Origin of the sequence: Streptomyces sp. W1SF4 (assembly GCF_003950035.1) — a bacterium.
Classification (GTDB): Bacteria; Actinomycetota; Actinomycetes; order Streptomycetales; family Streptomycetaceae; genus Streptomyces; species Streptomyces racemochromogenes.
In genome coordinates this window covers 7,118,657-7,143,901 of sequence record NZ_CP034350.1, presented here as the reverse complement: position 1 = coordinate 7,143,901, position 25,245 = coordinate 7,118,657, and the positions used below count along the sequence as shown (strand labels likewise).

The window sequence follows — 25,245 nt, the reverse complement described above, 5'->3', positions numbered from 1 at the left end:
GCGCCTCAGCGTCCCGGCTGGGTGGCCTGTGCCCGGAGCGCCGCCGCGACGCGCCACCAGAACTCCGGGGTCCGCAGGGCGGCCGGCCGGCGCCGCATGTTGACGACGTCGAGGAACCGCTCGTTCACCCACGCGTCCGTCGTCGAGGCCCGGGCCATCCAGTCCGCCATCCTCCGGGCCATCCGGTAGCCCCGCGGATAGGGGCCCGTGACGTGCGGCTGGGCCAGGTCGGAGAGGGTCGAGACCTCCCACGCCGCGTCCACGACGACCCTGACGTGGCGGAAGTAGGCGTGGGCCGGCGCGTGGAGGTCCGCTCCCCTGCGCAGGTGGGCGGACAGGCAGGACGCGTGCAGGAAGGCGCTGGTCATCCCCTGCCCGTAGACGGGGTTGAAGGAGGCCACGGCGTCGCCCGCCACGAACAGGCCGCCCGGGAGGCGGTCCAGCGCCCACCAGTTGCGCCGCAGCGAGTGCGACATGCCGTACGTCTCGACCCCGCCGATCATCGCGCACCGGTCGGCCACGACGCCGAACGGAGCGGCCTCCATCTCCCGCATGCGCCGCAGGAATTCCGCGGGGTCACGGGAAGGGCGCCTCTCGGCGTAGGCGACGATGACCGCCATCCACTGGTCGCCCTCCACCGCGGCCATGGCTCCCGTGTCGGGCTGCTCCCCGGCGCCCGCGGCGGCGCCGGGCAGTTGGTGCGCCACGCTCACGCCGGGCAGCTCGTCGCCCCGGCGGAAGCGGGCGGTGGCGTAGCCCAGATCGATCCGCATGCGGTCGGCCGGGGGCTCGGGCCAGCCCTCCGCCGCGAGCCAGGACGTCAGCCTGCTCGACCGGCCCGTGGCGTCGACGACGGCGTCGGCGGCCACCACGCTCACGTCGGCCGAGCCGGGGGTGCGGACGCGGACACCGGTCACGCGTCCGTTGCGGATGTCCAGCCCGCAGGCCCTGCCCACCCTCACCGAGACTCCCTCGTCCAGGACGGTCCGCCGGCGGACGTGGTCTTCGAGGAGGGTGCGGCTCACACCGATCAGCTCGTTGCCGGGAACGCTGACCTTGCGGGTCCCGTTCTCGTAGAGCTGGATCTGGTCGCCCGACCCGAGGACCGCTCCGTCCGCCACCAGGTCCTTCGAAAGACCGGGAAACCAGCGCTCGGCCTGCGTCCGGCCCATGTCGAGCAGCGCGTGGAGCTGCCCGCCCTGCGGCACACCGCCCCGTGCGCCCGTCGTGGCGAGTCCGTCGGGCTCGACGACGGTGACCGCCAGGCCGTGGCCGCGCAGGGCTCGTGTCGCCGCGAGCCCCGCGATGCTTCCGCCCAGGACTACTACGTGTTGCACGTGCTCGTTCCCCTCCTCCACCGGCCGGCCTCCCGTCCGGCGCTCCGCGCACAAAAACTCCGGCCCAATCTACGGCCGTTCCGGTGGGCGGCCAACGCGCAGGGGTTCGGCGGGCGGCCGGTGGTGGCGGTGCGTCAGTTCCCGGAGGGGCCGGGCAGCCGGCGGAGTTCGAGAAGGGCCACCGCGATCTTCACGCCGGTGGCGATCGTCAGGGCCTGGAGGAACGGCATGCCCGTGAGCCACAGGGCCACCATCATCACGGTGAGGACCAGGAACGCGGGAAGCAGGTTGGTCCGCGTGATCGCGGCCCTCAGGTGGCGGGCCGGGCTGCGGCCGGCGGCCGCCGTGGCGGTGGGACGCGCGGTGCGGCCTTCCTCCTCCTCTTCGGCTTGCGGCATCGCCCGTTCTCCTTCCCTCGTGTTCCCTCGTGCTCGTCTCCCGCCACGAGCCTCCTGGGCCTACGGACCCGCTGCCACTCCTGCCGCCGCGCTCGCCGCCATCCGGCGTACAGGTTCACCGCGACGGCGGTCCGGCGCGGCGTGGCCCACGCCTGGGGGCGCGGGGGGCGCGGGGGGGTGCCGGACCGCGCATTCGGATATCCCGCCATCGGCTGACGCGAAATTGCCTCGCCGGACCCAGGTGTACACCCCATGCTTGATGAGGCCCGGGACGGATCAGTCCTTCTTTCCGGGTCCTCTCCGCGCGTCCCCATCATTTGTCGGGGCACTGCCCCGGTCACGATTGATCAAAGGGGTACTTCTGTCATGCGCCGTGTGAATTCCTTTGCCGCCGCCGGCCTGTCCATCGCCCTCGCCTTCGCCGCGGCGCCCCTCGCCGCCGCCGGCGAGAGCTCGGCTGCGGCGTACAACTGCAACTCCCAGAATTTCTGTATCTACAGCGACTGGAACGGTGGCGGCGAGCACTGCGAGTTCTCCGAGTCGCAGAAGGCGAACACGGCGGACAACTGCCCCTTTATCCAGTGGGGTTGGAACGTCAAGTCCGTGTGGAACGGAAAGAACAACCGGGTCCAGTACTACACCCAGACCAATTACAACGCGCGCGTGGGATCCACGCCGGGCGGCGCGGGCGGAAACCTGATGGGCAACTACCAGATCCGGTCCTTCAAGAAGCAGTAGGGAAATTAACGCGGGGGCGCGGGCGGCACCGGCCGCCGCGCCCGCATCCGTCGAGTGTGAGGCATGACACTGTCCCGGTGCCGACGTCCGGTCATGGGTGATCATGGCCGGATGGACGCCCGTTTCCTCGGTATCCCCGAGCTGACCGAACCCCCGTCCGCGGCGGTGGTGGTCGATGTCATGCGCGCCTTCACCGTGGCCGCCTGGGCCTTCGCCCGGGGGGCGGAGAAGATCGTTCTCGCCGAGTCGCTGGACGAGGTCCTGGCGCTCAAGGCCCGCCGCCCCGACTGGGTGGCGCTCAAGGACGGCCCGCCGGCGCCCGGGTTCGACGCCGTCAACTCGCCGGGGCTGCTCCGGTCTGCCGACCTCGGCGGTCGGACCGTCGTGCAGAAGACCACGGCGGGTACGGTCGGCGCCCTCGCGGTCAAGGACGCGTCGCTGGTGCTGTGCGCCGGCTTCGTGGTGGCGGAGGCGACGGCGCGGCTCCTGCGGGCGCGCGGGTGCGGCAGCGTCACGTTCGTGGTGACCGGTGAGGACGGGCGCGCCGAGGAGGATCTGGCGTGCGCCCAGTACATCGCCGGGCGGGCCTCGGAGGCCGGGGAGGACGCGGCGGGTTTCCTGCGCCGCGCCGCCGCATCGCGCGCCGCGGCCGAACTGGCGGAGGGCGTACGCGAGGGGTCCCACCCCGACGACGTAGCGCTCTGCCTGGAACTCGACCGGTTCCCCTTCGCCATGGTGGCCGCGCTGGAGGACTCCCACATGGTCCTGCGCCCTTGTGACGTGCCGTCAGCCGCCGGGGACGCCTGAGCCGGCGGCGCCCCGTCCTGGCAGGAGCGGGCGCGGGCGCGGGCCGGCCGGATCTCCGGCTTAAGATCATCGGATGTCACCGTCTCGTCGCCGTCCCGCTCTCGTACTCACCGCCGTCTCCGCGCTGTTGGCCGCGTGCGTGACGGGATGCGGACCCGGGGCGCGGGACACGAACGCGTCGGACGCGCGGCCCGGCACCGCGGAGCGGCCGGGGACGGCGCCGGGGACGAAGGCGCCCGCGCCGGAGCCGGGCGGAGGTCTCGGCGACATCCTGGTGGCGGGCCGGCCCGTCACGGGTTCGCAGGCCTCGGGCATTCCCAAGGCCCCGTTCAAGCGCACGTACACCGAAGGTGAGTTGTACGCGCCGGTCACGGGATACCGGTCGATGGCCTTCGGCGCCGTCGGGCTCGAAGCGGTCTTCAGGGAAGAGCTCGACGCCGGCAAGGACGTGGCCACGACCATCGACCCCGCCGTGCAGCGCGCCGCGTTCGACGGACTGCGCGGCCGACAGGGCGCCGCGGTCGTCCTGGACGCGGATTCCGGCAGGATCCTCGGGCAGGTGAGCACGCCCTCGTACGACCCGAACTCCTTCAGCGGAAACCTGAAGAGCGACGAGCGGGCGTGGAACCAGCTCAAGGACCAGGGTTTCGACGGGCCCTTGACGAACCGGGCCATCCGGCACGTCGACAACCCGGGGTCGGCCGTCCACGTCGTCGTCGCGGCCGCCGCCCTGGAGAAGGGCCTCATCGCATCCGTGGACGCGCCGACGCGCAGCCCCGCCGTCCACACCGCCGCGGACAGTACGGCCGAGTTCGCCGGCGATCCGGCCCACTGCACCGACGCGAGCCTGCGGACGGCCCTGCGCCACGCCTGCGCGAACGTCTTCGCCCGCATCGCCTCCGACCTCGGCGCCGACGCACTGGCATCGACGGCCGTGGCGTTCGGGTTCAACCAGGACAAGACGGATACGCCGTTGCGCGCCTTCGAGAGCACGTGGCCGCGCAAGCCCGAGAACCCGGCCCAGCTCGCCCTCATGGCCAACGGCCTCTTCGAGGTCAAGGCCACCCCGATCCAGATGGCCATGGTGACGGCCGTGCTCGCCAACGGCGGCAACCGGGTGCGCCCCTCCCTGGTGACCGATCCCAGAACGCCCGTGCCGGCCGAGCGTGCCGTCTCGCAGCGCACGGCGGAGCAGTTGCAGTCGGCGCTCGGCGACTCGTCGAGCGCGTGGGTCCCCTCGGCCTCGGTCACCTGGGCCACGTCCTCCGCCCGGACCCCGGCGGGCCGTCGCCTCGCGGTCGCGGTCTGCCTCTCCTCCCCCACGGACGCCACGGCAGAGGCCACCCCCCTGGCCCGGCACCTCGCCGCCGCCGGGCAGTAGGATCGACATCGGGCGTCAGCGGCCGAGGGTGTTCATCAGGATGATGGCGACGAGGTCCAGGAGCACGACGGTGATCACGCCGCCGATCATGACCCAGGCCCTGCGTGATTCGTCCACGTCCGCCACCTCCCGGCTCCGCCGTTCCCAGCCATGGTGGCGCGGTTCCCCGCGGGGCACATCTCGGGCGGGCGGAGCCGGTGCCGGTCAGGCGGGGCGGTTCAGGCCCCAGGTCTGCAGGACGAACGGCCGGCCCTTCTCCTCGCCCGTGATCAGCGGTACGTCGAGCAGGGCGAAGCCGGCCTTCTGCGCCACGGCGACGCTGGCGGCGTTCTCGGCCTCCAGTTCCAGGATCACCTGCTCCGCGCCCATCTGCTCGAACGCGTACGCGGCCATCACCCGCACCGCCCGTGCCGCCACCCCCTGGCCGCGGTGCGCCGGGCCGACCGCGTAGCCGATCTCCATGCCCTCCGGCGCGCGGCGCAGCATGATCTCGCCGAGCGGTGCGCCGCCGTCGACGGTGATGGCGAGCAGGATGGTCGTGCCCTCCTGGCGCAGCTGCCGGTCCCGGGCCAGCCGGGTGCGGGCGGCCGCCTCGTCGAAGGGGGACACGATCGGCGTCCAGTACGCGATGTCGGGGTGGTCGAACAGCTCCGGCATCGCGGCGAGGTCCGCCTCCGTCCAGTCGCGCAGGACGAGCCCCTCCCCCGACAGCCGGATCCGCTCGGGCAAGGACGACGGCGTGGCACTGCTCATGGTGTGGGACCTCCCGGGGCCTGTTCAGGACGAGGCAAGATATCCGGCACGCGGGACGGCCGCACGAGGTTTTCACCGGGGCGCCCGTCCCCGCTCAGGAGGGGGTGTCCGGGGCGGCCGCGTCCAGGGCCTCGAGCAGCCGGAGGCCGTCTTCGGCCGGGGTGTCCGGGGCCGCCGACAGCACCACGAGTTCCATGCCCGGTTCGTGCGGCAGGGCGAAGTTCTCCTGGTGCAGTTCCAGCAGCCCGACCAGCGGGTGCCGGTAGCTCTTCACGCCGTGGGTGCGGGCGCGTACGTCCGCGCGGGCCCAGAGGCGGCGGAAGCGTTCGCAGCCCATCGCCAGTTCGCCGATGAGGGTGGCCAGGCGGGGGTCCTCCGGGTGTTCGCCGGCGGCCAGGCGCAGGTGTCCGACCACGTCGCGGGTGCACTGCTCCCAGTCCGCGTAGAGGCCGGACTCGGCCTCCTCCAGGAAGAGGTGCCGGGCGATGTTCAGGCCGGGCATCGGCCGGCCGAAGAGGAGCTGGGCCAGGCGGTTCCCGGCGAGTACGTCCATCCGGTGGTCCATGACCATCGCGGGCGCGCCGGCGACCAGGCCGAGGACGCGCAGCAGTTCGGGCCGGACCCGTCCGCCCGGTGCCTTGGCGCGGCGCCGGGGCTGCCGGGCCAGGCGGTGGAGGTGGCCGCGTTCGGTCTCGTCGAGGCCGAGGACGCGGGCGAGCGCGTCGAGGACCTGCTCGGACGGCTGGGTCGCGCGGCCCTGCTCCAGGCGTACGTAGTAGTCGACGCTGACCCCGGACAGGTGCGCGACCTCTTCGCGGCGCAGCCCTTCGACCCGCCGACGGCTGTCGGCGGGTATGCCGACGGCGGCCGGGGCGACCCGGGCGCGCCGGGTCCGCAGGAACCCCGCGAGATCATCCATGCCCTCCAGTATGGCGCGCCCCGCGCGCGCGAGGGTGGTACTGCCGTTCCCAGGATGGCCGGTCCGCCGGAAGGGCCGTCCCTGAACGGCGGCCGAGGCGGCGCCCAGGATGGGGTCATCCGATCCGAAGGAGTTCCCGTGAAGACGCTGATCGTCCACGCCCACCCCGAACCGAAGTCGCTCAACGGCGCGTTGAAGGACCTCGCGGTGTCCACGCTGGAGGGTGCCGGGCACGAGGTGCGGGTGAGTGACCTGTACGCGATGGGGTGGAAGGCGGTCGTGGACGCCCGCGACTACGGCCCCGACGCCTCCAGTCCGCTGAGGGTGGCGCTGGACTCGGGCCGTGCCTTCGAGGCCGGCACGCTCACCGCCGACGTCCTCGCCGAGCAGGAGAAGCTGCTGTGGGCGGACACGGTCATCTTCCAGTTCCCGCTGTGGTGGTACTCGATGCCGGCGATCCTCAAGGGCTGGGTGGACCGGGTGTTCACGTACCGCTTCGCGTACGGGGTCGGCGAGCACAGCGACACCAAGTACGGCGAGCGCTTCGGCGAGGGCACCCTGGCGGGACGCAGGGCGCTGCTGTCGGTGACCGCCGGGGGCCCTCAGGCGCACTACGCGGCCCGGGGCGTCAACGGCCCGATCGAGGACCTGCTGTTCCCGATCCAGCACGGCATCCTCTACTACCCGGGCATCGAGGTCCTGCCGCCGTTCGTGCTGTACGGCACCGACCGGATGGGCGACGAGGAGTACGCGGAGGCCGCCAGGGCCTGGGAGCGGCGCCTGCTGACGCTGGAGTCGACCGAGCCGATCGCGTTCCGGCGGCAGAACTCCGGGGACTACGAGATCCCCTCGCTGCACCTGAAGGAGGGTCTGGAGCCGGCGGGCCGCTCGGGTTTCGGGCTGCACGTGCGCGGCTGACGGGCGGGGGGCGCGGCGCCCGAGGGTTTTGGCTTGAACTCACCGGTTTCGGGGCTCCGGGGCCGTGCGGGTGCCCTTACGGGAGCAGTCGTTCGGGGGACGTCGCCCACCAGAACGTCAGCTGGGGCACCGTCTCCAGACCCAGCGCCTCGCGCAGTTTGGATACCTGGGCCGTCACGGTGCGCTCGCTGAGGCCGAGGTTCTCCCCGATCTGCCGGTGGCTCTTGCCGGCCACGATGCCGCGTACGATCGTCCGCTGGATCTTCGTGGTCTTGGTGTCGCCGTCGTCCTTCGCCGCGCCCGAGTCCGTCTCGCCCGGCAGCCACGGGTCGGCCCGCTCCCACTGCTGCCAGAAGTGCGCGGCCAGCACGGCGCACACGCCGCGGTCCTGCGTGTACCAGGCGGCGGCCGGCTGGACGGTGCCGTCGTCGCCGTAGACCTCGAAGAAGGCGTGCTTTCGGTCCACGATGATTAACCGGAGGAAGTCCTCGCCGAGGGTGCGGACCTGGGCGCCGGCCCGCGTCATGGTGGCGACCCAGTCCCGCTGGGTGGGGTTGCTGCGCCCGTTGGTCCGGTAGATCGTCCGTACGGTCACGCCGCGCTGGGCCGCCTGCAGGTCACGCGGCAGCGCCCCCTTGAGGACCTGGGGTTTGCGGTGTCCGGGCTGGGCGGTGAGGATCTCGGACTCGGCGGACTGGATGGTGCGTATCGTCTCGGCGTTGACCTCCGGGACCGTGCGGAGCAGGAGCGTCCCGACCGGGCTCGGGCTGTAGTGGTAGCGCTGCTGCTCGGCTTCGAGCTCGCGCACGTGGGCGGGGACGGCGGCCAGCGCGGCGGTGACGCCGGTGAGCGCCTTCAGGACGGCGTCGGTGAGCTGGGTCTCCAGGTAGCGGGACGGGGCGGGGACGTACGTACCGGGTTCGTGGGTGTTGGGGAAGAGGATGTCGCGGGCGAGGAGCGAGGCCAGTCCCGGCTCGTCGTCGGGCAGCACCTCGCCCCGCAGGGCCGCGCGGTAGGTGCGCAGTTCCACCGGGGTCAGCCGGGAGGTGTCGGGGGCGGCGGCTATGTCCCGTTCCGTCATCAGATCTGTCTTCCTCTTCCTGAACTGCGGGTGGACGCAGTATCGCGAAGGTTGATCGCGCCCTTCCCCCCGTAGAGGCTTGATCCGTGCCACAGGGCCCGTGGCGCGCAGAAGGCCCCGCTGCCCGCATCGTCCGCGGGGGCCGGGCCGGCCAAGGGAGGAACACCTTGATACCGATCAACATCCGGTCAACCATCACCGCCGTGCTGCTCGCGCTCCTCGCGGTCACCGGACTCAGTGGTGTCGCGGCGGCCAGTGGTCCGGCCGGCACCAATTGGGGAAGCGCAGCCATGGGAGAGGTGGAGCAGCGGGCCGACGTCCACGTCGTGTCCGCGGGTTCACTGATCCAGCCGCCGGACTCCGACTGGGGATGATCCTCCCGCGCTGCGGCGCACAGCACCCGGTGTAGCGGTAACCCCGCCCTGCCGGGTGCGACGCCGTGTCCGGGGCCGGTCCGCCACGAGGAGATCGCACGCCCTCGTGGCGGGCCGTCAGGGTGCGGCCGGGGCCGCCGGCGCCTCGCGGGGGACGGTGAACCGCAGCTCCGGGCGCTCCCAGGAAACCTTCGGCGGGATCGGGGCGACCGTCCCCACCCGCTCCGCGCCCATGCGCCGGTAGAACCGCTCCGCGGGCGGATGGGACACCACGCGGACACCGGCCAGCCCGGCTTCGGCCGCCTGGCCGATCATGTGCCCGATCAGGAGCCGGCCGACCCCGAGCCCCTGCGCCTCGTCGGCGACGAAGGCGAGGTCGAGCTCGGGCGGGTCCAGGACAAGGGAGTAGAAGCCGACCGTCCGGCCGGTGGTGTCGACCGCCGCGAAGACCCGGTGCCGCATGACGTATTCGGGGGTGAGGCGGTAGCCGGAGACGATCGAGGCGTACCGCCCCCGGTAGGCGCCGGACTGCTGGATCAGTGAGGTGAGGCGCTCCGCGTCCTGCGCGACGGCACGCCTGATCGTTATGGACTGCATCCGCCGGAGTATAGGGGCACAGTGGCATGGAGACCATTACCGTTGTGGGCGTCGGGGCTGACCGGGGAGGACGGGCGCATGGGGCGGCGGCTCCCGTTCGGTAGCGGGTTGCGGGCCGGACTGGGGACACCCCGGCGCGCCCGCAGGCTGGGCAGCAGCCCGCGCTCGCGGGTGTGGCGGGTCGTCCGGCCGGACGCGACGGTGGTGGTGAAACAGGTCGTCGGCGGTCCTGACGCCGACGAGCGCTACGCCCGCGAGGTGACGGCGCTGCGGCTCGCCGCCCGGGGGGACTCCCCCGTGGTTCCGGCGCTGCTGGCCGCCGATCCCGGTGAACGGGTGCTGGTGCTGGAGCACCTGGAGCACCGGCCGCCCGACGGGGACTGGATCGTCGGCTACGCGGGCGCCCTGGCGCGGCTGCACGCGGTGGCGGGCCCGGGGGACGCCGGGGCACTCCCCCGGTGGCAAGGCCCGGGGCGGGCGGACGCCGACGCGTTCCTGCGGCTGGCCGGGGCCCTGGACGTGCCCGTCGCACCCCGCGTGACCGATGAGCTGTACGAGCTCGTGGAGCGGCTCGGCCGGGCGGAGGGGCACGCCCTTCTCCACGGGGACCCGTGCCCCGGCAACGACCTCCACACCGCCGCGGGTGTCAGGTTCGTCGACTTCGAACAGGCTTCACTGGGCAGCGGTATGACGGAGCTCGCCTACCTGCGCATCGGGTTCCCCACCTGCTGGTGCGTCACTTCGGCCGCGGAGCCGTCGCTGCGCCGGGCCGAGGACGCCTACCGCGACGCCTGGCGCGCCGCGACCGGCTCCGAAGCCCCGGGCGACCTCACCGACGCCTGCGCCGGCTGGCTGCTGCGCGGCGACGCGCTCGTCGAGCGGGCCCATCGTGACGGGGCCGACCACCTGGCCCGGATTCCGCGACGGGACTGGACGTGGGGCACCGCGACGGCTCGTCAGCGGCTCGTCCACCGGCTCGGGGTCGTCGCGGGGATGGCCGCGGGCCACGGCTCGCTCGGCGGACTGGGGGGCCTCGGCGCGGCCATGCGCCGGAGCATGCTCGACCGCTGGCCCGCGCTCGGGCCGGTCCCGGCGGAGCGCCCCTAGGCCGTGTCTTCCGGATCTTGCTCCCCCAGCTACCGCTGGGAGGTGCCCCCAGACCCGCGCCGCCCGGCACCGCACCTCGCCGCGTTGGCGGAGCACCCGAGTACGTCCAGTACAAGGGCGCCCCGCCAACGCGCCGATGCACGGCACCTGGGGGCCCCTCCCAGCGGTAGCTGGGGGAGACGCGGGCTTAACCGGCAAGATCCGGAAGACACGGCCTAGCGGGACGGCAACCCGCCCACCCCGCTCCACCCCGCCTATCCGAGCCAGACCACGTCCAGGACCGCCAGGCGGCGCAGCGGCCGGTTGACCCAGTACACGACGGACAGCGCGCCCGCGGAGGCGATCCGTACGTCCTCGCCCTCGGGGTCGCCCGCGTCCCACTGCGGAAAGCCCCACGGCCCGGCGGACGCCCGGTCCAGGACGTCCCAGGCCGCGGCCTCGGCGTGGCCGGGCAACCCGGCGAGCACCTCGGCGGCACGCGGGGACAGACGGATCGCGTACGGCTGCCCGACCATCGCCCTCTGCTCCCCCACCCCTCCAGGATCCCGCGTCCGCATTCTGCCGCACGCCGCCGGACTGTCCGGCGTGGCATGTTCCGCCGTGGGAGGGGGCGTCACTACCCTCGGCGCATGGCAGACACGTTCGATCACGCTCCCGCGGTCTGGACCGCGAGGCAGCTGCGCTCCGCCCTGGCCGATGTTCCCGACGACTCCCCGATCAGCATCGGCGTCGCCGGTACCCCCGGTGACTTCGACGAGTACGACGAGTTCGTTCTCGTGGGCGCCGAACCCGTGGAGGTCGACCCCGGCGACGGCGAGGATCCCCGCACGCCCCAGGTCGAGTTCACCCTCTTCGCCGACGCCAAGGCAGGGCTGTACTACCTCGACATGGAGTGACGGTGCAAGGCCCGTCGGCAGGGTGTTCGTGCGGGCCTTGAGGGTGTGGGTGCTGGTCGCTGGCCCGAGGACGCCGTGATCGGCGCCTTCGCGGCGGCCCGCCTGCCGGTGCTCGCGAACCTCCCCGTGGCGCGCTCCCGGCGGGAGCCGCCCGGGTTCCTGCTCCTCGGCGGGGCCGGCGTCGGCGTCTGGACCACCCCGCCGACCTCACCGTGCCCACCGCGTCGGGAAGCCGATGACGCGGTGGCGGAGTCTGCTGCATCCTGGGCCTGAACTGCCCTACGTTGCGGGAGGAACCAGGTGGGTCTGAGCGGGCTGCGAGCGGGGGACCCGCAGCGGATCGGCGAGTTGACGCTCGTCGGACGGCTGGGCGCGGGCGGCATGGGCGTCGTCTACCTGGCACAAGGTCCCGACGGGCGGCTCGTAGCCCTCAAACGGCTGCGCGAGGAACTCGCCTCGGACGACGGGTTCCGGGCGCGCTTCAGGCGGGAGGCGGCGACGCTGCTGCGCGTCCAGGGGACGTGCACGGCACGGGTGCTGGCGGTCGAGGCCGAGGCGAGTACCCCGTACGTCGTCATGGAGTACGTGCAGGGCCCGACCCTGTCGGAGTACGTCGGCGAACACGGGCCGCTGCGCGGTGACATGGCGCGGTTGTTCGCCGTCGGGCTCGCCGAGGCGCTCGTGTCGATCCACGGGGCCGGCATCGTGCACCGCGATCTCAAGCCCGCCAACGTCCTGCTGTCCGGGCAGGGTCCCAAGGTCATCGACTTCGGCATCGCCCAGCCCGCCGACGGGACGGCACTGACCCGTACCGGTGTCGCGGTCGGCACCGTGGGCTACATGGCGCCGGAGCAGATCCGCGGGCAGGCCGGTCCCGCGGCCGACGTGTTCGCGTGGGCCCTGACCGTCGCCTACGCCACCACCGGGCGGCCCCCCTTCGGCACCGGACCGGCCGACGCGGTGCTCTACCGGGTCCTGAACGAGGAACCCGACCTGGACGGCGTACCGCCCCGCCTCGGGCCGCTGCTGACGTCGGCCCTGGCCAGATCGGCCGAGCAGCGCCCCGCGCCCGCGGAGCTGCTCGCCGAACTGACCGGCGGCGGGGTTCCCACGGCGGAACTCCCCACCGAGACCGTCGGCACGGTGCTCGCCGCGGCGTGGCGGATACCCGAAGGGGCGGTGCCCCCCGCTCCGGTGCCGGGACGGCGCCCCGCGCGGACCGCGGCCGTGACGGCGGGGCTGGCACTCGTCGTCCTGACGGCCGGGATCCTGTGGGCGGTACTGCCCGGCGACGGCCGCTCGACGGCCTCGGGGGCACCCGCCCCCTCGGGCCGGGCGGCGGGGACGGCCCCGTCCTCGCCTCCGACCACGCGGGCGCCGTCCACCGCTACGGGTACGGGGCCCGCGGCGCCCGGTACGACCGCCGCCCCTCCGGCACCGTCGTCCCCGCCCTCGGCGTCGACGGGCGCGATATCCAACACCCCCACCGGCCTGTGCGTCGACACCGACGGCCCGCAGCGTCCCGGACTGAACGTGGTGCTCCGCGCGTGCGGGAGTTTCACGGGCCAGATCTGGAACTACGACGAGACCGGCGCGCGCCTCACCAACACGCCCAGCGGCCTGTGCCTCGACACGAACGGGAAGCCCGCCGGCGGGGTCGCGGCGGTGCTCGCCCCGTGCGGCCGGTCCACCGGCCAGCAATGGCACCACGACAACGCCACCGGGCGGTTCGGCAACCCGGCCAGCGGCCTGTGCCTGGACACCAGCGGGCCCCCGGCGCCCAGCGTCGGCCTGGTGCTCAACCCCTGCGGCGACTACACCGGCCAGTACTGGCGGCTGTGAGCGCCACCGGAGCCCCAGGGGCGGCACCCGTCCGGTGACCCCGTACGGCGCGCGCGGGAGAATGCGGGCATGCGCATCAGAGCCGTACGCCTGGACGAGCTGCCGCTCCTCCAGGACATCGAGAGGGCCGCCGGGCAGTGCTTCCGGGACATCGGCATGCCGGAGATCGCCGACGACGAGCCGCTCCCCCTCGGGGAGCTCGCCCGCTACCACCACGCCGGGCTGGCCTGGGTCGCGGCCGACGACACGGACGCCGACGAGCCGGCCGCCTACCTGATCGCCGACCGGGTCGACGGCAACCTCCACGTCGAGCAGGTGTCGGTGCACCCGCGCAGCGCGCGCCGGGGCGTCGGCCGGCTGCTGCTGGAGCACCTGGCCGGCCACGCCGCGGGCGAGGGCGCGCCCGCGCTGACCCTCACCACCTTCACCGGGGTGCCGTGGAACGCCCCCTACTACGCGCGCTGCGGCTTCCGGCTCATGGACGAGGCCCGTCTCACCCCCGGCCTGCGGCGGATCCGGGAGCTCGAAGCCGCCCACGGCCTGGACCGCTGGCCGAGGGCCTGCATGCGCCGGGCGCTCTGAGGCCCCGGCCCCCGTTTCGCCCCCGGCCGGGCCCCGACCCGGCCCCCACCCGTTCCCCACGCGTTCTCGACCGAGGCTCAAGGGGGCCCCTGACAAGATCACCGGATGGGAACGATCACACCACCACCGCGTCCGGAGGCCGAGCAGGACTCCGACGACGAGCTCGCCGCATACCCCGCCGCCTACGTGACCGGCCTCGCCTACGAGGCGCTCATCGCGTACACCCGCGCCCGGCAGGCCGAGAAGGGCTACACCCAGCCCCAGTTCTGGCTGCTGCGGAACCTGTCGGTGAACGACATCTCGCCCGACGGCGAGGGGATGACCCTGGCTGCCCTGCGGGAGGCCATGGCCTCCTACATCCGGGCCGAGGACGACCTGGCGGCGGAGTCCGCGGTGCTCGTCGAGCGCGGCTGGCTGCGCCGCGACGACGAGGGGCGGCTGTGGCTCACCGAGGAGGGTGAGCGGGCCCGCGTCGACTTCTCGCGCAACGGTCCCGCGATCCGCGCCGCCCTCCACGAGGGCATCGACGAAGCGGACTACGTCACCACCGTTCGGGTGCTCCGGCAGCTGATCCGCAACGCCGGCGGGACGGCCGGCTGACGCGTCCCTCCCCGGCCGGGAAGGTCGGGGCGGGAACGGCCGCGGGCGGCTTTGCGTCTCCGGCGTCGGTGAAGGGCGTCGACGGAGGGGCGGGGCGGTGCGGGGTGTGAGGGGCTGGGTGGTGGCGTCGGCCGTGGGGGTGCCGCTGGCCGTGGCGGGGATCGTGGTGGCGGCCGTCCTCCCGAGCGGTGGCGGGACGGCCGCGGGCCCCCTGCACGCGGCGGTGGACGCCTACCTCGACGCGGCGGGAGGCGACGGGCCCGGTCCGGCCGCCGGGCGCCCCGGTGCCTGTCCGGCCGGCGGTGAGGATCCCGTAGCGGCGCTCCGCCGTCTCGCGCCGGCCTTCGGGCACCGGATCGTGTCCTCCACGCAGAGCGGGGACCGGGCGGCGGTGAACGTGGACCTGCTGCCGCGTACGGGCGACCGGGTCGCGGTGGTCCTGGAGCTGCTCCGCAGCGGTGAGCGGTGGGGCGTCTGCGCGGCCTCCACCGGCCACGTGGAGATCGACGCCTTCTGAGGCCGCGCCCGTTCGGGTGTACGGGTGGCGGGCGGGAGAGGACCAAGACCGTGAGGGGCTCCCGCCACGACGAGGGGCACACGGGCGCGCCGGGCGGACCCGCGGCGTAGGTCCTGCTCCACGGCACGCCCGGCCCCGGCCACCGCCCGCCCGTCGAGACGCCACCGCGGCCTGCGACGGGCTCAGGGCCACCCCGCTCGACGCCTGCTCGGCCCCCGGGAGCGGACGGCCACCGGCCGCACGGGGCGCTATGCCCCCCTTGCGTGGATATCCTGTGAACTGTGATCGAGTCCGGACGGCCGCGGCCCCGTCGGCGCCCCGGCCCGGGAAGGCTTGTGCGGCTGTCGCCGGTCATCCTGACCGTCGTCATCGCCAGCCTGGCGTACACCACCCCGCCGGAGCTGGCCTTCAGCCGCCTCCTGCCCGCCGCCCCGGCCCTCGCCGCCGCCATGTGGCCGGTGCTCCCCACCGTCCTGCTCGGTACGGTCTGCCTGATCCTGATGATCGGCCTCAGCCTCGTCTTCCCCGACCTCGGCACGTGGTGGACCGCCGCGGGGATCATCGCCGTCACCGTCGCCGCCGCGTACGGAAGCCACCTGCGCCTCCAGCGCGAGCGCACGCTGTTCCAGGTGCGGCTCGTCGCCGACGCGGCCCAGCAGGTGGTGCTGGGCCCGATGCCCCGCCGCTTCGGCGACGTCGCGATCGAGTCGCTGTACCTGGCGGCCGCGGCGGAGGCGCGCATCGGCGGGGACTTCTACGAGGCGGCCGACACCCCGTACGGGGTGCGGCTGCTCATCGGTGACGTGCGGGGCAAGGGGCTGCCCGCGGTGGGGGCGGCGGCGGCCATCGTCAACGCCTTCCGGGAGGCGGCCTACGACGAGACCGACCTGGTCGAGGTCGCGCGCCGGATGGACGCCAGCAGCATGCGCTACAACGCCGCCTTCCCCGCCGACGGAGCGACGGAGCGCTTCGCCACCGCCCTGCTCGTCCAGATCCCGCACGGCGGCGGGCACATCGACATCCTCAACTGCGGGCACCCCCCGCCCCTGCTCCTGAACCGCGGAGAGCTCCGCGTCCTCGAACCCGCGGCCCCCTCCCCGCTGCTCAGTCTGGCGGAGCTGATCGGCGATCACTACAGCGTCGACAGTTACGCGTTCGCACCCGGGGATTTGCTGCTCCTCTACACCGACGGGATCGCCGAGGCACGCGCCCGCGACGGCGAGTTCTTCCCGCTGACGGCCTGGATGCGCCGCCAGCCGCCGACCCCGCCCCGCGAGCTGCTCACGGCGCTCCACCGGGACCTGGTCCACCACAGCAGGGGCCGCCTCGACGACGACGTCGCCGCCCTCGCCATCCGCCTGCGCGGACCCTGACGAAACGCCCCGCACCGGCGACGCGGTGCGCCCGGTCGCCCTGGCCACGGGAAGCGGATGAGACGGCGGCGGGCGGGCACCGGTCCCGCTACGCTGCCGGCATGGTGTCCCCTCCCCGTCCCGGTCGTACCCGCCGCCTCGTACTGGCGGTGGCCGCCGCCGGGGCCGTCGCGGCGGTCGGTCTCTGGCTGTACCCGGACCTGGCGCGGCGGGGCGACTTCACCTCCGACCCGCGTCCCTGCTCGCTCGTCACGGCGGGGACGGCCCGGCTGGTGGCGGGGCGGGCGGAGGGGGTGGAGGCCGGGTCGGCCTGTACCTGGGCGGACCCGGGCGGTGACCCGCAGCCGGTCCTGGAGGTGCGGGTGACCCGGCTGGCGACGGCGCGGGCGCGGGCGGACTTCCGTCGGGTCAAGGAGGAGTCGGAGGGCAAGACGGGCCCGATGACGGCGGAGCTGTCCGATTTCGGCGACGAGGCGTTCTCCCGCATCCGGAACCCGAGCCGGGGCCGGGTGACGAGCGAGGTGTGGTTCCGCCAGGGCAACGTGGTGGTCGCCGTCCGGTACGCACCCGCGGACGGCGGGCTGGACCCCTCCCAGGCGGGCGCCTACGAGGTGGCCACGGAGGCGGCGGCCCGGCTCGGCAAGGGCAACTGACAGCCGGGCGGCGGCGCCGGGCGGGTGTAGGAGTGGAGGGTGTCCACCTCCCGGAACCCGGCCGACCGGTAGAGGGCGGTGGCCGCGGTCCGGTCGTCCTCGCCGCCCCGCACGGTGTTCGTCTCGACGTAGAGGAAGGCCTCGCGGGCGCCGTGCGCGCCGAGGACGTCCAGTGCCGAACCCAGCAGCGACCGGCCGATGCCCCGGCGGCGTGACGGCTGCCGGACGCCGATCCACCACAGTGCGCCGGCGCCCTCGACGGGCAGGCCGATCACGGCCTCGCCCTCGGCGGCGGCCGCACCCTGGCGGACCTCGAGACGGCGGGCGTGGCTGTCGCCGGGCTCCGGGACGGTGCGTACGCGTGCGGCGCGCGGCAGGTCCGGCGCGGGCAGGTCGACCAGGAGGTACCGCCACCGCGGCCCGCCGTGGAAGCCGGCCCGTTCCAGGGCCGCGTGGGTGGCCTCCCGGTGTGCCCGCGGCAGCGCCTCCACTCCCCGGGTCAGGGCGGTCGCCAGCCGGAAGGCCTCGACGGGACGCGGGCCGAGGGCGGCGAGCGCCGTGCCGACGAGCGCGTCGGCGGCCCGCGGGTCCTCCCGGCAGTGCAGCCACAGGATCAGGCCCGTGGCGTCCTCGGGCCGCCGGGCCCAGGAGACGACGCCCAGGACGGTGCCGTCGGGTCCGGCCGCGACGTGGGTGGCGGGCGGGTCGAGTTCCGCCCACCGGTCCCCGTCGATCGGCGACCGGCCCGCGAGGGCCTCGCGGAGCATCTCCGGTGTCGCCCCCGGCTGGCCCGGGAGGCGGTCGGCGTTCACCAGGGACAGGACCGCTCCGGCGTCGGCCGGGGCGTAGGGGCGCAGTGTCAGGCGTGGGGCGGAGGGCACGGTGACGACTGTGGCAAGCGCCGCCGCCGATGTCGAACGCAGCGCGCGGCGGGGCGCCCCGGAGTGTCGCCGCACCCGGTCGACTCCCTTGTACGGTGCACCGGTTACGGTTCCCGGACGCAAGCACACACGGGGAGTTCCATCATGCGCATCCACCGGCGCCGTTCCGCGGCCCTGGCCGCCCTCGCGGGGCTCGTCCTCGGCCTGACCGGCTGTGAGGGCGGTGACTCGAGCGCGGCGCCCACGGCGGGCCCGGGAGCTCCGTCCTCCCCCACCGCTGCGCCACCCGCGCCGTCGGCGTCGCCGTCGCCGTCGCCGTCCCGCAGCGGGACGCCGGCGGCCCCCGCGAGTGAGGCCGACGCGGGCGGCGACGGAAAGGGCCCGGGCGGCAGCGGGGGCCCGGGCACCGACGACGGTTACGCCTACACCCACCCCTGTTCCGCCCGGAACCTCACCGTCAAGGTGACCGCGCCCGAGGGCTTCCCCGCCACGGTCCGCGTCGTCACGGTGACCAACAACGGTTCCACCAGCTGCGGGCTCGACCTGCACCCCGCCGTCGGTTTCAGCGCCAAGGGCGCCGCCCTCGGCATCCAGGCGACGCCGCCCGAGGGCATCGGCGGTCCGGCGCACCCGGTCCGGCCGGGTGCCACCGCGTACGCGGCGGTGGACCTCGACCCGTCGGGCGCGGGCGGGCCCGTCGCCGACGAGATCAACGTCCTGGCCGACGGCTACCACATGCCGAACGCGGACGGTGTCAGCCTGCCGCTCGCCACGCCGGGCCCCGTCGTCAAGCCGAAGGTCGGCCTGTACCACTTCACCGCTCGCGACTCGTTCCAGACCCTCCGGTAACCGCGTCAGACGGCGTCCTCGTCGCCGTCCGGCCGGCCCTTCGCCCGCTTGGCGACGACCGCGGCCGCCGCGACGGCACTGGCGGTGAAGGCCAGCACGAGCATCCACCGCTGGTCGAAGGTGTGGCCGGTGGCGTGGTCGAGGGAGTAGCGGCCCGCGCCGGCAAGGCCGATGGCGGCCGCGGTGAACCCCAGGAACGCCGGGTACTCGAATCCGCCGGACTGCGCGAAGAAGCCGGCCGGGGCGTGGACGGACACGGCGCCGGCCATGGCGCCCGCGGCCGCGGCGCCGGCTGCCGGGGTGGCGAGCCCCAGGACCAGCAGGGCCCCGCCGCCGGTCTCGCCGAGTCCGGCGGCCAGGGCGCTCTGCCGGCCGGGGGTGAAGCCCATGTGCTCCATGGCGGCGGCGGTCTTCTCCAGGCCGCCGCCGCCGAACCAGCCGAACAGCTTCTGGGTGCCGTGTGCCATGAGCACGGCACCGGTCCCGGTGCGGAGGGCCAGCAGTGCGAGGTCGCGTCGGTTGATGCAGCTCATCGGAGTCTCCCTGGGACGACGGGGCCGGAGGCCGGATGCCGGGGACATCCGTATCCGTTCCGGGCGGCGACGCCCCGCGTACGGGAATAGGTCCGCCGATCGGGCGAGCGGCCGGCGGCCCGTCAGCCCACGAGGACTCCGGGGTTGAGGATGCCGCGGGGGTCGAGCGCGTCCTTGGCGGCCCGCAGGGCCAGGGCGAAGGGTTCGGGGCGCTGGAGGTCGTAGCCCGGCCGGTGGTCCCGTCCCACGGCGTGGTGGTGGGTGATGGTGGCGCGGTACCGGTGCAGGACCTCGGCGGCGACCGCCTTGAGGTCGTCCCACAGGGCGACGCCGTCGTCGGGCCGGCCTGCGGCGAGGACGGTGAAGTAGGGGGCCGCGCCGTCCGGGTAGACGTGCGTCAGGCGGCAGTTGACGGTGGCGGGGTGGCCGGTGGCCTTCAGGGCGGCCGCGCCGACCTCGGTGCGTACGGCGTCGATCAGGGCGGGGACGCGGTCCCAGGTGGCGGCCGTCTCGAAGGTCTCCGCCACCGCGCCCATGCGGACGAGGCCGTCGCGGAGGTAGGGCATCCGCAGGAAGGCGGCGCGCCAGGCGCCGACGGCCGCGTCGCCGCCCGGTGTCCCGTCGGGGCCGCGGTCCGGGGCCGGGCCGGTGTCCGCGTCGTGGCGGCCGCCGTGGGAGCGGGCCAGGTCGAGGGCGCGCGCGAGGGAGCCGCCGACCGGTTCGTGCGCGGACTCGAAGCCGAGGACGAGGACGCAGGAGCCGTCGTGGGCGGCGCCCGACAGGGCCGCCTCGCCCGCGTCGAGGAGGCGGCAGTTGGCGGGTGAGAGGTCGGACTGCGCGAGGTCGCGCACCGCGCGGAGGGCGGCGTGGAAGTCCGTGAAGGACACGGCCGCGGAGGCCTTGTGGCGTGGGCGTTCCCGGAGTCGCATCCATGCCTCGGTGATGACTCCGAGCGCGCCTTCGGAGCCGAGGAAGAGGCGGTCGGGCGAGGGGCCCGCGCCGGAGGAGGGCAGTCTCCAGGAGCCGCTGGTGCCGACGGGGGTGACCACCCGCATCGACTGGACGAAGTCGTCGATGCGGGTGGGTCCGGTGGCGTAGTGGCCGCCGGCCCGGGTGGCGAGCCAGCCGCCGAGGGTGGAGAACTCGAAGCTCTGCGGGAAGTGGCGCAGGGTCAGGCCGTGCGGGCGCAGCTGGGCTTCCAGGTCCGGGCCGAGGGCGCCGGCCTGGATGCGGGCGGCGCGCCCTTCGGTGTCGACCTCCAGGACGCGCCGCATGGCGGTCAGGTCGAGGGACAGCACGGCCCGGTGGGTGTCGCCGCGGTACTCCACTCCCCCGGTGACCGAGGAGCCGCCGCCGTACGGGACGACGGCCGTCCCGTGGCCGCCGGCCCAGTCGAGGAGGTCGGCCACGTCCTGCTCGCCGGTGGGGCGGGCGACGAGGTCGGGGATGCGGCCGGGCTGCCCGCGCAGGGCGCGCGCCACGTCGCGGTAGGCCTTCCCCATGGCGTGGGCGGCGCGGTCCGCGGGGTCGGCGGTGAGCAGGTGGGCGAGGGCGGCCGGCGGCTGGACGGCGGGGGCTCCGAGGCGGCGGCCGCGTACGAGGTCGCGTACGTCGGGAACGGGCAGGGGGCGGGCGAGGGTTCCGGGGAGCAGGGCCCCCATCGCGACGCATTCCGCGTCGGCGGGGTGCTCGTCGGCCCAGCCCCAGCCCCACCAGGAGCGGGTGCGCGCTTGGGGAGCCGGGCGGGTGGTGGTGCCGTCCATGGAGGTACTCCAGAGGTCGCCGTGGCACGAACTTACCTTGAGGTAAATTACCTACTGGTAAGATCGGCGCATGGCAACCCCTCCTTCGAAAGCCGGCACCAAGGGAGTCCCCCGCGAGCTCCGTGCGCGGCAGATGCTGGAGGCCGCCACGGAGGAGTTCGGCACCCGCGGCTACGCCGCGGCCTCGCTGCCGGCGATCGCGGCGCGGGTCGGCGTCACCAAGACGCTGCTGCACCAGTACTTCGGCACGAAGGAGGACCTCTACGTGGCCTGCCTTCTGCCGGTCGGCGACCGGCTGCTGGGGGCGGTCCGCGCGGCGATGGGGCCGGACGGGACCACCCCGCGGACCCCGTTGCGGGTGCTCGAGGCGATCTTCACCGCGCTGGAGGGGCGGCGGGAGTCGTGGTTCGTGCTGTACGACCGCACCCTGCCGCCGGGCGGGGAGGCGGCGCGCGCGGCCGCCGGGTACCGGGCGGCCGTCGACCGGCTGGCCGCCGCCGGCACCGCGGAACTGCTGCGCGGTGCCGGATCCGCCGACCCGCTGGACGCCGACGCGCTCCTGTACGTGTGGCGGGACCTGGTGGCCACCCTGGTCCGGTGGTGGGTCAAGCACCCGGAGCAGACCCCCGATGCCATGACGCGGCGCTGCGCCCGCCTCTTCGCGGCGGCCGCGGTGCTCGCTCCGGAGGGCGGCCGCTGATCCCGCGGCGTCAGAAGGCGTAGAGCGGGTTGCCGTTCAGGGTGGCCGCCATCTCGCAGGGGTTGGGGAAGGTGTGCTGCCAGGCGATGCGGCTGCCGCGCCAGACCCCGTCCGCCGTGACCGTGACGGGGGCGTACTGCCGGGGGCAGGGGCGGTCGGGGGCCGGGGCGGCGAGCAGGCGGTCGAGCTTCCCGCCGGTGGCGCCCAGCACGTCGCACGCGGCCCTCGGGTCGGGGTGCGTGCCCTCGGCGGTGTAGGCGCAGCTGAGGGTGACGGCCCGCAGGGCGGTGCCGGTGGCGGCGTCGCGGCCCTGGACGACGCCGAGGACCATGGCGGACGGACCGTGCGGGGTCGCGGGGGCGGCCTCCGCCGCGCCCGTGGCGCCGGCGAGGCAGAGGAGGGCGGCGGCGGAGACTGCTGCTAAGCGGTGACGCACGACAGGACTCGCTTTCGATTCGAAGGTTGAAACTGGCCCTATCTCTGGTATCCAGCGGCCAGTTGGGGGTGACACTGTCAGATCCCAAAGGCCTCCGCATGTCGAGGATCGATTTACGGACGGGCGGTTCGGATATCGGAGGCCTGGTGGCGGCGGCCTCCGGTCCGCCCGGAGGCCGTCCAGCGTGACCGGATCGGTGCGGCGGCGGGCTGACGACAGCGCCGGCGACGCGGCGGCGCCGGGGCGCCCCGGCGCCTGCGGGGCCCAGGTGACCCGTGCGTAGCGCACGTCGGGCTGGTGACAAACGCGACTGTCGCGGGCTCCTCGCCACGTGCCACCTTTGCTCCCGTCACCGACCGAGGGAGCAGGTGTGAACAACGGGCACGCGGCCTTCTGCGACGCCGACCGCTGGTTCTACGACGCCCCGTACCGGCGGGCCGGCGAGGAGTTCCCGGCGGCCACCGCCCCCGTACCCGAGGGCTGGCGCTCGCACCGCAGCGGCGACTGGCTGGCCCTGCGGCCCCTCGGCCTCCGCCTCCCCTCCCAGGGCTGGAAGATCCACGTGTCGGCCTGTCTCGACAACGCGGAGTCCGTCCTCGACCGGGTCCACGGCTACTGCGTGGAACGGCGGATCGCCTTCAAGTTCGTGCCCAGCAGCTACCTGCTGCACCTGCGCAACGCCAAGTACGCGGACCGCGCGGCGAGCGGAAAGTTCCTCACCGTCTACCCCGCCGACGCGGACGCCTGCCGGCGGGTCGCGGAGGACCTGGACGCCCTGCTGGCCGGCGAGCCCGGCCCGTACGTCCTCAGCGACCTGCGCTGGAACGACGGCCCCGTGCACCTGCGTTACGGCAGCTTCACCCTGCGGCACTGCTACGACGAACACGGCGAACTGGTCCCCGCGATCGAGGAGCCCGGCGGCCGGCTGGTACCGGAGGTGCGCGGTCCGGCGTTCCGGCCGCCCGCCTGGGTGGAGGCGCCGGACTTCCTGCGGCCGCACCTGGAACGGCGCTCCGCCGTCACCCTGGAGGGCATGCCCTACACCGTCGAGCGGGCCCTGCACTTCTCCAACGGCGGCGGGGTGTACGCGGCCCGCGACACCCGGACGGGAGAGCCGGTCGTCCTCAAGGAGGCCCGCCCCTTCGCGGGACTGGCCGCCGACGGGGCGGACGCCGTGGCCCGGCTGCACCGGGAGCGCAGGGCGCTGGAGCGGCTGGCCGGGCTGGACTGCGTACCCGCCGTCCGCGGCGCCTTCACCGTCGGGGAGCACCACTTCCTCGCGCTCCAGTACCTCGACGGCAAGCCCCTGAACACCTACTTCGCCCGCCGCCATCCGCTGATCGAGGCCGACCCCGGCCCCGCGGAGCTCGCCGCCTACACCGACTGGGCGCTGAAGATCCACGCACGGGTGACCGAGGCCGTCGACGCGGTCCACGCCCGCGGCATCGTCTTCAACGACCTGCACCTGTTCAACATCATGGTCGCGGAGGACGCGGACACCGGCGAACCCTCCGTCGCCCTCCTCGACTTCGAGGCCGCCGCCCACGTCGACGAGGGCCTGCGCCAGACGGTGGCCAACCCGGCCTTCGTGGCACCGCCCGGCCGGCGCGGCTTCGCCGTCGACCGGTACGCCCTGGCCTGTCTGCGCCTGGCCCTGTTCCTGCCGCTGACCAGCCTGCTGGTGATGGACCGGGGCAAGGCCGCGCACCTCGCGGACATCGCCGCCGAGCAGTTCCCCGTACCCCGTTCCTTCCTCGACGAGGCGGTACGGGAGATCCTCGCCGACCCCTGCGACGCCTCCCCGGGCCGGCGCACACCCGCCCCCGCCCGGCCGTACCTCCCGGCCCGCCCCGAGGACTGGCCGGCCGCCCGCGCCTCCCTGACGGCAGCCCTGCGCGCCACCGCCACCCCGGAGCGCGAGGACCGCCTCTTCCCCGGCGACCCGGCCCAGTTCGCCACCGCCGGCGGCGGAACGGCCTTCGGCCACGGCGCCGCCGGGGTGCTGTACGCGCTCGCCGAGACGGGCGACGCCCCCTGGCCGCAGGCCGAGGAGTGGCTGCTCGCCCGGACGCGGGACCCCGCGTCCGGCACACCGCTCGGCTTCTACGACGGCCTCGCCGGACTGGCCTGGACGCACCACCGGCTCGGACACCACGAGCGCGCGCTCGCCCTGGTGGAGCGCCTGCTGGCACAGCCGTGGCAGTCCGCCGGACCCGACCTGCACGGCGGCCTGGCCGGGATCGGCCTCGCCCTCGACTCCCTCGGCACCGCCACCGGCGACGCCGCCCTGCACGACGCCGCCCTGCGCTGCGCGGAACTGGCCCACGCGGCCGCCCCCGGGCTGAAACGGGCGGGGCTGCTGTACGGGCAGAGCGGGATCGCCCTGCTGCACCTGCGCCTGTACGAGCGCACCGGGGACCCCGAACTGCTGGGGCGCGCCGGGCAGTTCCTGCACCGGGACCTGGACCGCTGCGTGACCAGCGCCTTCGGCACCCTCCAGGTGGACGAGGGCTGGCGCACCATGCCCTACCTCGGCGCGGGCAGCGTGGGCATCGGCGTGGTCCTGGACGACTGGTCGCGGCACGGGCGGGACGACCGCTTCGAGAAGGCCCGGCCCGAGATCGTCCGGGCGGCCCAGGCCACCTTCTACGCCCAGCCGGGCCTGTTCCGCGGCGCCGCCGGCATGATCCTGCACCTGTCCCGGACCACCACGCCCGGCCCCGGCACCGGTCCCGCGGACATCGGCCGGCAGATCGAGGCCCTGGCCCGCCACGCACTCCCGTACCAGGGACGGCTCGCCTTCCCCGGCGAGCAGATGATGCGCCTGTCCATGGACCTGTCCACCGGCACCGCCGGCGCCCTCCTGGCCCTCGGCAGCGCCGCCACCGGCGGACGCGCGCACCTGCCGTTCCTCCCGCCGCCGCGCACCGCGGCGGCCCCAGAGCCGGTCCCCCACCGGGGGGCCGTGACCCATCGGAACACACCAGCGAAGGAAAGGAACCAGCCATGACCCTTCTCGACCTGCAGTCCATGGAGACCCCGAAGGAAGAGACCACCGAGGCCGCGCAGCTCGGCGGCGGGGGCGGCAGCCGCGCCAGCCTCCTGCTCTGCGGCGACAGCAGCCTGAGCATCACGACCTGTAACTGATCGGGTCCCTGCGGGCCCGGGCGGCACTTCGCCCGGGCCCGCACCTCATCCCGGGCACCCGCG

29 protein-coding genes are annotated in these 25,245 nt (G+C 74.5%); 18 read left to right on the top strand and 11 right to left on the bottom strand.

The features are described 5' to 3' along the window. Positions 1–5 precede the first annotated feature (5 nt). A complete protein-coding gene (locus D1J60_RS33110) occupies positions 6–1,337 on the bottom strand; it encodes a hypothetical protein (RefSeq protein WP_125823667.1) in 1,332 nt (443 codons plus the stop codon). Between the two features lie 134 nt (positions 1,338–1,471). Further along, the gene (locus D1J60_RS37545) at positions 1,472–1,735 is read right to left on the bottom strand and encodes a hypothetical protein (protein ID WP_164721021.1); all 264 of its coding nucleotides are present in this window, start codon (positions 1,733–1,735) and stop codon (positions 1,472–1,474) included. 366 nt (positions 1,736–2,101) lie between these two features. On the opposite strand from D1J60_RS37545, the gene D1J60_RS33100 reads away from it, so the two are divergent. The 3 genes from D1J60_RS33100 (at position 2,102) to D1J60_RS33090 (ending at position 4,661) form a co-directional block, all read left to right on the top strand. Then, positions 2,102–2,473: a peptidase inhibitor family I36 protein gene (locus tag D1J60_RS33100; RefSeq protein WP_125823665.1), complete on the top strand. Its 372-nt coding sequence runs from the start codon at positions 2,102–2,104 to the stop codon at positions 2,471–2,473. A 111-nt stretch (positions 2,474–2,584) separates the two neighbouring features. Continuing rightward, complete coding sequence (locus D1J60_RS33095) at positions 2,585–3,280, top strand: 2-phosphosulfolactate phosphatase (protein ID WP_125823664.1); 696 nt, start codon at positions 2,585–2,587, stop codon at positions 3,278–3,280. A gap of 73 nt (positions 3,281–3,353) precedes the next feature. Beyond that, entirely contained in the window at positions 3,354–4,661 is a 1,308-nt protein-coding gene (locus tag D1J60_RS33090) for a penicillin-binding transpeptidase domain-containing protein (protein ID WP_125823663.1), read from the top strand. A gap of 204 nt (positions 4,662–4,865) precedes the next feature. Here the strand turns inward: D1J60_RS33090 and D1J60_RS33085 are convergent, their stop codons facing one another. After that, positions 4,866–5,414, bottom strand: coding sequence for a GNAT family N-acetyltransferase (locus D1J60_RS33085; protein ID WP_125597648.1), 549 nt, complete (start codon positions 5,412–5,414; stop codon positions 4,866–4,868). A gap of 94 nt (positions 5,415–5,508) precedes the next feature. Further along, positions 5,509–6,333: a helix-turn-helix transcriptional regulator gene (locus D1J60_RS33080; protein WP_125823662.1), complete on the bottom strand. Its 825-nt coding sequence runs from the start codon at positions 6,331–6,333 to the stop codon at positions 5,509–5,511. Between the two features lie 138 nt (positions 6,334–6,471). Here D1J60_RS33080 and D1J60_RS33075 point away from each other — a divergent pair, with 138 nt between their 5' ends. Beyond that, entirely contained in the window at positions 6,472–7,251 is a 780-nt protein-coding gene (locus D1J60_RS33075) for an NAD(P)H-dependent oxidoreductase (protein ID WP_125823661.1), read from the top strand. 76 nt (positions 7,252–7,327) lie between these two features. On the opposite strand, the gene D1J60_RS33070 is transcribed toward D1J60_RS33075, so the two are convergent. Then, positions 7,328–8,332 (bottom strand): LuxR C-terminal-related transcriptional regulator, encoded by a 1,005-nt coding sequence (locus D1J60_RS33070; RefSeq protein WP_125823660.1) that lies wholly within the window; start codon positions 8,330–8,332, stop codon positions 7,328–7,330. A gap of 167 nt (positions 8,333–8,499) precedes the next feature. Between D1J60_RS33070 and D1J60_RS33065 the strand changes: the two genes are divergently transcribed. Next, positions 8,500–8,706 carry a hypothetical protein gene (locus D1J60_RS33065; RefSeq protein ID WP_125597661.1) on the top strand — a complete coding sequence of 69 codons (207 nt, stop codon included), beginning with the start codon at positions 8,500–8,502 and terminating at the stop codon, positions 8,704–8,706. A 117-nt stretch (positions 8,707–8,823) separates the two neighbouring features. Here the strand turns inward: D1J60_RS33065 and D1J60_RS33060 are convergent, their stop codons facing one another. Further along, positions 8,824–9,303: a GNAT family N-acetyltransferase gene (locus D1J60_RS33060; RefSeq protein WP_125823659.1), complete on the bottom strand. Its 480-nt coding sequence runs from the start codon at positions 9,301–9,303 to the stop codon at positions 8,824–8,826. 78 nt (positions 9,304–9,381) lie between these two features. Between D1J60_RS33060 and D1J60_RS33055 the strand changes: the two genes are divergently transcribed. Further along, positions 9,382–10,410, top strand: a complete 1,029-nt coding sequence (locus D1J60_RS33055) for an aminoglycoside phosphotransferase family protein (protein ID WP_125823658.1) — start codon at positions 9,382–9,384, stop codon at positions 10,408–10,410. 254 nt (positions 10,411–10,664) lie between these two features. Here D1J60_RS33055 and D1J60_RS33050 read toward each other — a convergent pair whose 3' ends face one another. Next, positions 10,665–10,943, bottom strand: coding sequence for a hypothetical protein (locus D1J60_RS33050; protein WP_241253499.1), 279 nt, complete (start codon positions 10,941–10,943; stop codon positions 10,665–10,667). A gap of 96 nt (positions 10,944–11,039) precedes the next feature. Between D1J60_RS33050 and D1J60_RS33045 the strand changes: the two genes are divergently transcribed. From D1J60_RS33045 to D1J60_RS33010, 8 genes are all read left to right on the top strand, one after another. Next, on the top strand, positions 11,040–11,306 hold the full coding sequence (locus tag D1J60_RS33045) for a DUF6225 family protein (RefSeq protein WP_125597671.1): 267 nt from the start codon (positions 11,040–11,042) through the stop codon (positions 11,304–11,306). A 45-nt stretch (positions 11,307–11,351) separates the two neighbouring features. Beyond that, entirely contained in the window at positions 11,352–11,579 is a 228-nt protein-coding gene (locus tag D1J60_RS33040; protein ID WP_125823657.1) for a hypothetical protein, read from the top strand. Positions 11,580–11,606: 27 nt separating this feature from the next. Beyond that, positions 11,607–13,148, top strand: coding sequence for a protein kinase (locus D1J60_RS33035; protein WP_125823656.1), 1,542 nt, complete (start codon positions 11,607–11,609; stop codon positions 13,146–13,148). Positions 13,149–13,217: 69 nt separating this feature from the next. After that, positions 13,218–13,730, top strand: coding sequence for a GNAT family N-acetyltransferase (locus D1J60_RS33030; RefSeq protein WP_125823655.1), 513 nt, complete (start codon positions 13,218–13,220; stop codon positions 13,728–13,730). Between the two features lie 105 nt (positions 13,731–13,835). Beyond that, positions 13,836–14,330: a MarR family winged helix-turn-helix transcriptional regulator gene (locus tag D1J60_RS33025; protein WP_125823654.1), complete on the top strand. Its 495-nt coding sequence runs from the start codon at positions 13,836–13,838 to the stop codon at positions 14,328–14,330. A gap of 97 nt (positions 14,331–14,427) precedes the next feature. Beyond that, positions 14,428–14,847: a hypothetical protein gene (locus D1J60_RS33020; RefSeq protein WP_125823653.1), complete on the top strand. Its 420-nt coding sequence runs from the start codon at positions 14,428–14,430 to the stop codon at positions 14,845–14,847. A 281-nt stretch (positions 14,848–15,128) separates the two neighbouring features. After that, on the top strand, positions 15,129–16,220 hold the full coding sequence (locus D1J60_RS33015; RefSeq protein WP_241253498.1) for a PP2C family protein-serine/threonine phosphatase: 1,092 nt from the start codon (positions 15,129–15,131) through the stop codon (positions 16,218–16,220). A gap of 101 nt (positions 16,221–16,321) precedes the next feature. Continuing rightward, positions 16,322–16,873, top strand: coding sequence for a hypothetical protein (locus tag D1J60_RS33010; RefSeq protein WP_125823651.1), 552 nt, complete (start codon positions 16,322–16,324; stop codon positions 16,871–16,873). Here the strand turns inward: D1J60_RS33010 and D1J60_RS33005 are convergent. After that, positions 16,825–17,754, bottom strand: a complete 930-nt coding sequence (locus D1J60_RS33005) for a GNAT family N-acetyltransferase (RefSeq protein ID WP_206436609.1) — start codon at positions 17,752–17,754, stop codon at positions 16,825–16,827. The two genes, D1J60_RS33010 and D1J60_RS33005, sit on opposite strands and share 49 nt — an antisense overlap. Before the next feature lie 144 nt (positions 17,755–17,898). Here D1J60_RS33005 and D1J60_RS33000 point away from each other — a divergent pair, with 144 nt between their 5' ends. Continuing rightward, positions 17,899–18,603, top strand: coding sequence for a DUF4232 domain-containing protein (locus D1J60_RS33000; protein WP_125823650.1), 705 nt, complete (start codon positions 17,899–17,901; stop codon positions 18,601–18,603). A 5-nt stretch (positions 18,604–18,608) separates the two neighbouring features. Here D1J60_RS33000 and D1J60_RS32995 read toward each other — a convergent pair whose 3' ends face one another. Both D1J60_RS32995 and D1J60_RS32990 read right to left on the bottom strand, forming a co-directional pair. After that, positions 18,609–19,136 carry a DoxX family protein gene (locus D1J60_RS32995; protein WP_125823649.1) on the bottom strand — a complete coding sequence of 176 codons (528 nt, stop codon included), beginning with the start codon at positions 19,134–19,136 and terminating at the stop codon, positions 18,609–18,611. Between the two features lie 122 nt (positions 19,137–19,258). Then, positions 19,259–20,899, bottom strand: a complete 1,641-nt coding sequence (locus D1J60_RS32990; RefSeq protein WP_125823648.1) for an FAD-binding oxidoreductase — start codon at positions 20,897–20,899, stop codon at positions 19,259–19,261. Positions 20,900–20,969: 70 nt separating this feature from the next. Between D1J60_RS32990 and D1J60_RS32985 the strand changes: the two genes are divergently transcribed. Next, the gene (locus D1J60_RS32985; RefSeq protein WP_125823647.1) at positions 20,970–21,599 is read left to right on the top strand and encodes a TetR/AcrR family transcriptional regulator; all 630 of its coding nucleotides are present in this window, start codon (positions 20,970–20,972) and stop codon (positions 21,597–21,599) included. Positions 21,600–21,609: 10 nt separating this feature from the next. Here the strand turns inward: D1J60_RS32985 and D1J60_RS32980 are convergent, their stop codons facing one another. Beyond that, positions 21,610–22,035, bottom strand: a complete 426-nt coding sequence (locus D1J60_RS32980; protein ID WP_164721020.1) for a subtilase-type protease inhibitor — start codon at positions 22,033–22,035, stop codon at positions 21,610–21,612. A 370-nt stretch (positions 22,036–22,405) separates the two neighbouring features. Here D1J60_RS32980 and lanKC point away from each other — a divergent pair, with 370 nt between their 5' ends. Continuing rightward, complete coding sequence (gene lanKC, locus D1J60_RS32975) at positions 22,406–25,045, top strand: class III lanthionine synthetase LanKC (protein WP_125823646.1); 2,640 nt, start codon at positions 22,406–22,408, stop codon at positions 25,043–25,045. Continuing rightward, on the top strand, positions 25,042–25,182 hold the full coding sequence (locus D1J60_RS32970) for a SapB/AmfS family lanthipeptide (protein WP_125601303.1): 141 nt from the start codon (positions 25,042–25,044) through the stop codon (positions 25,180–25,182). The genes lanKC and D1J60_RS32970 overlap by 4 nt, the downstream gene beginning before the upstream one ends. Positions 25,183–25,245 lie beyond the last annotated feature (63 nt).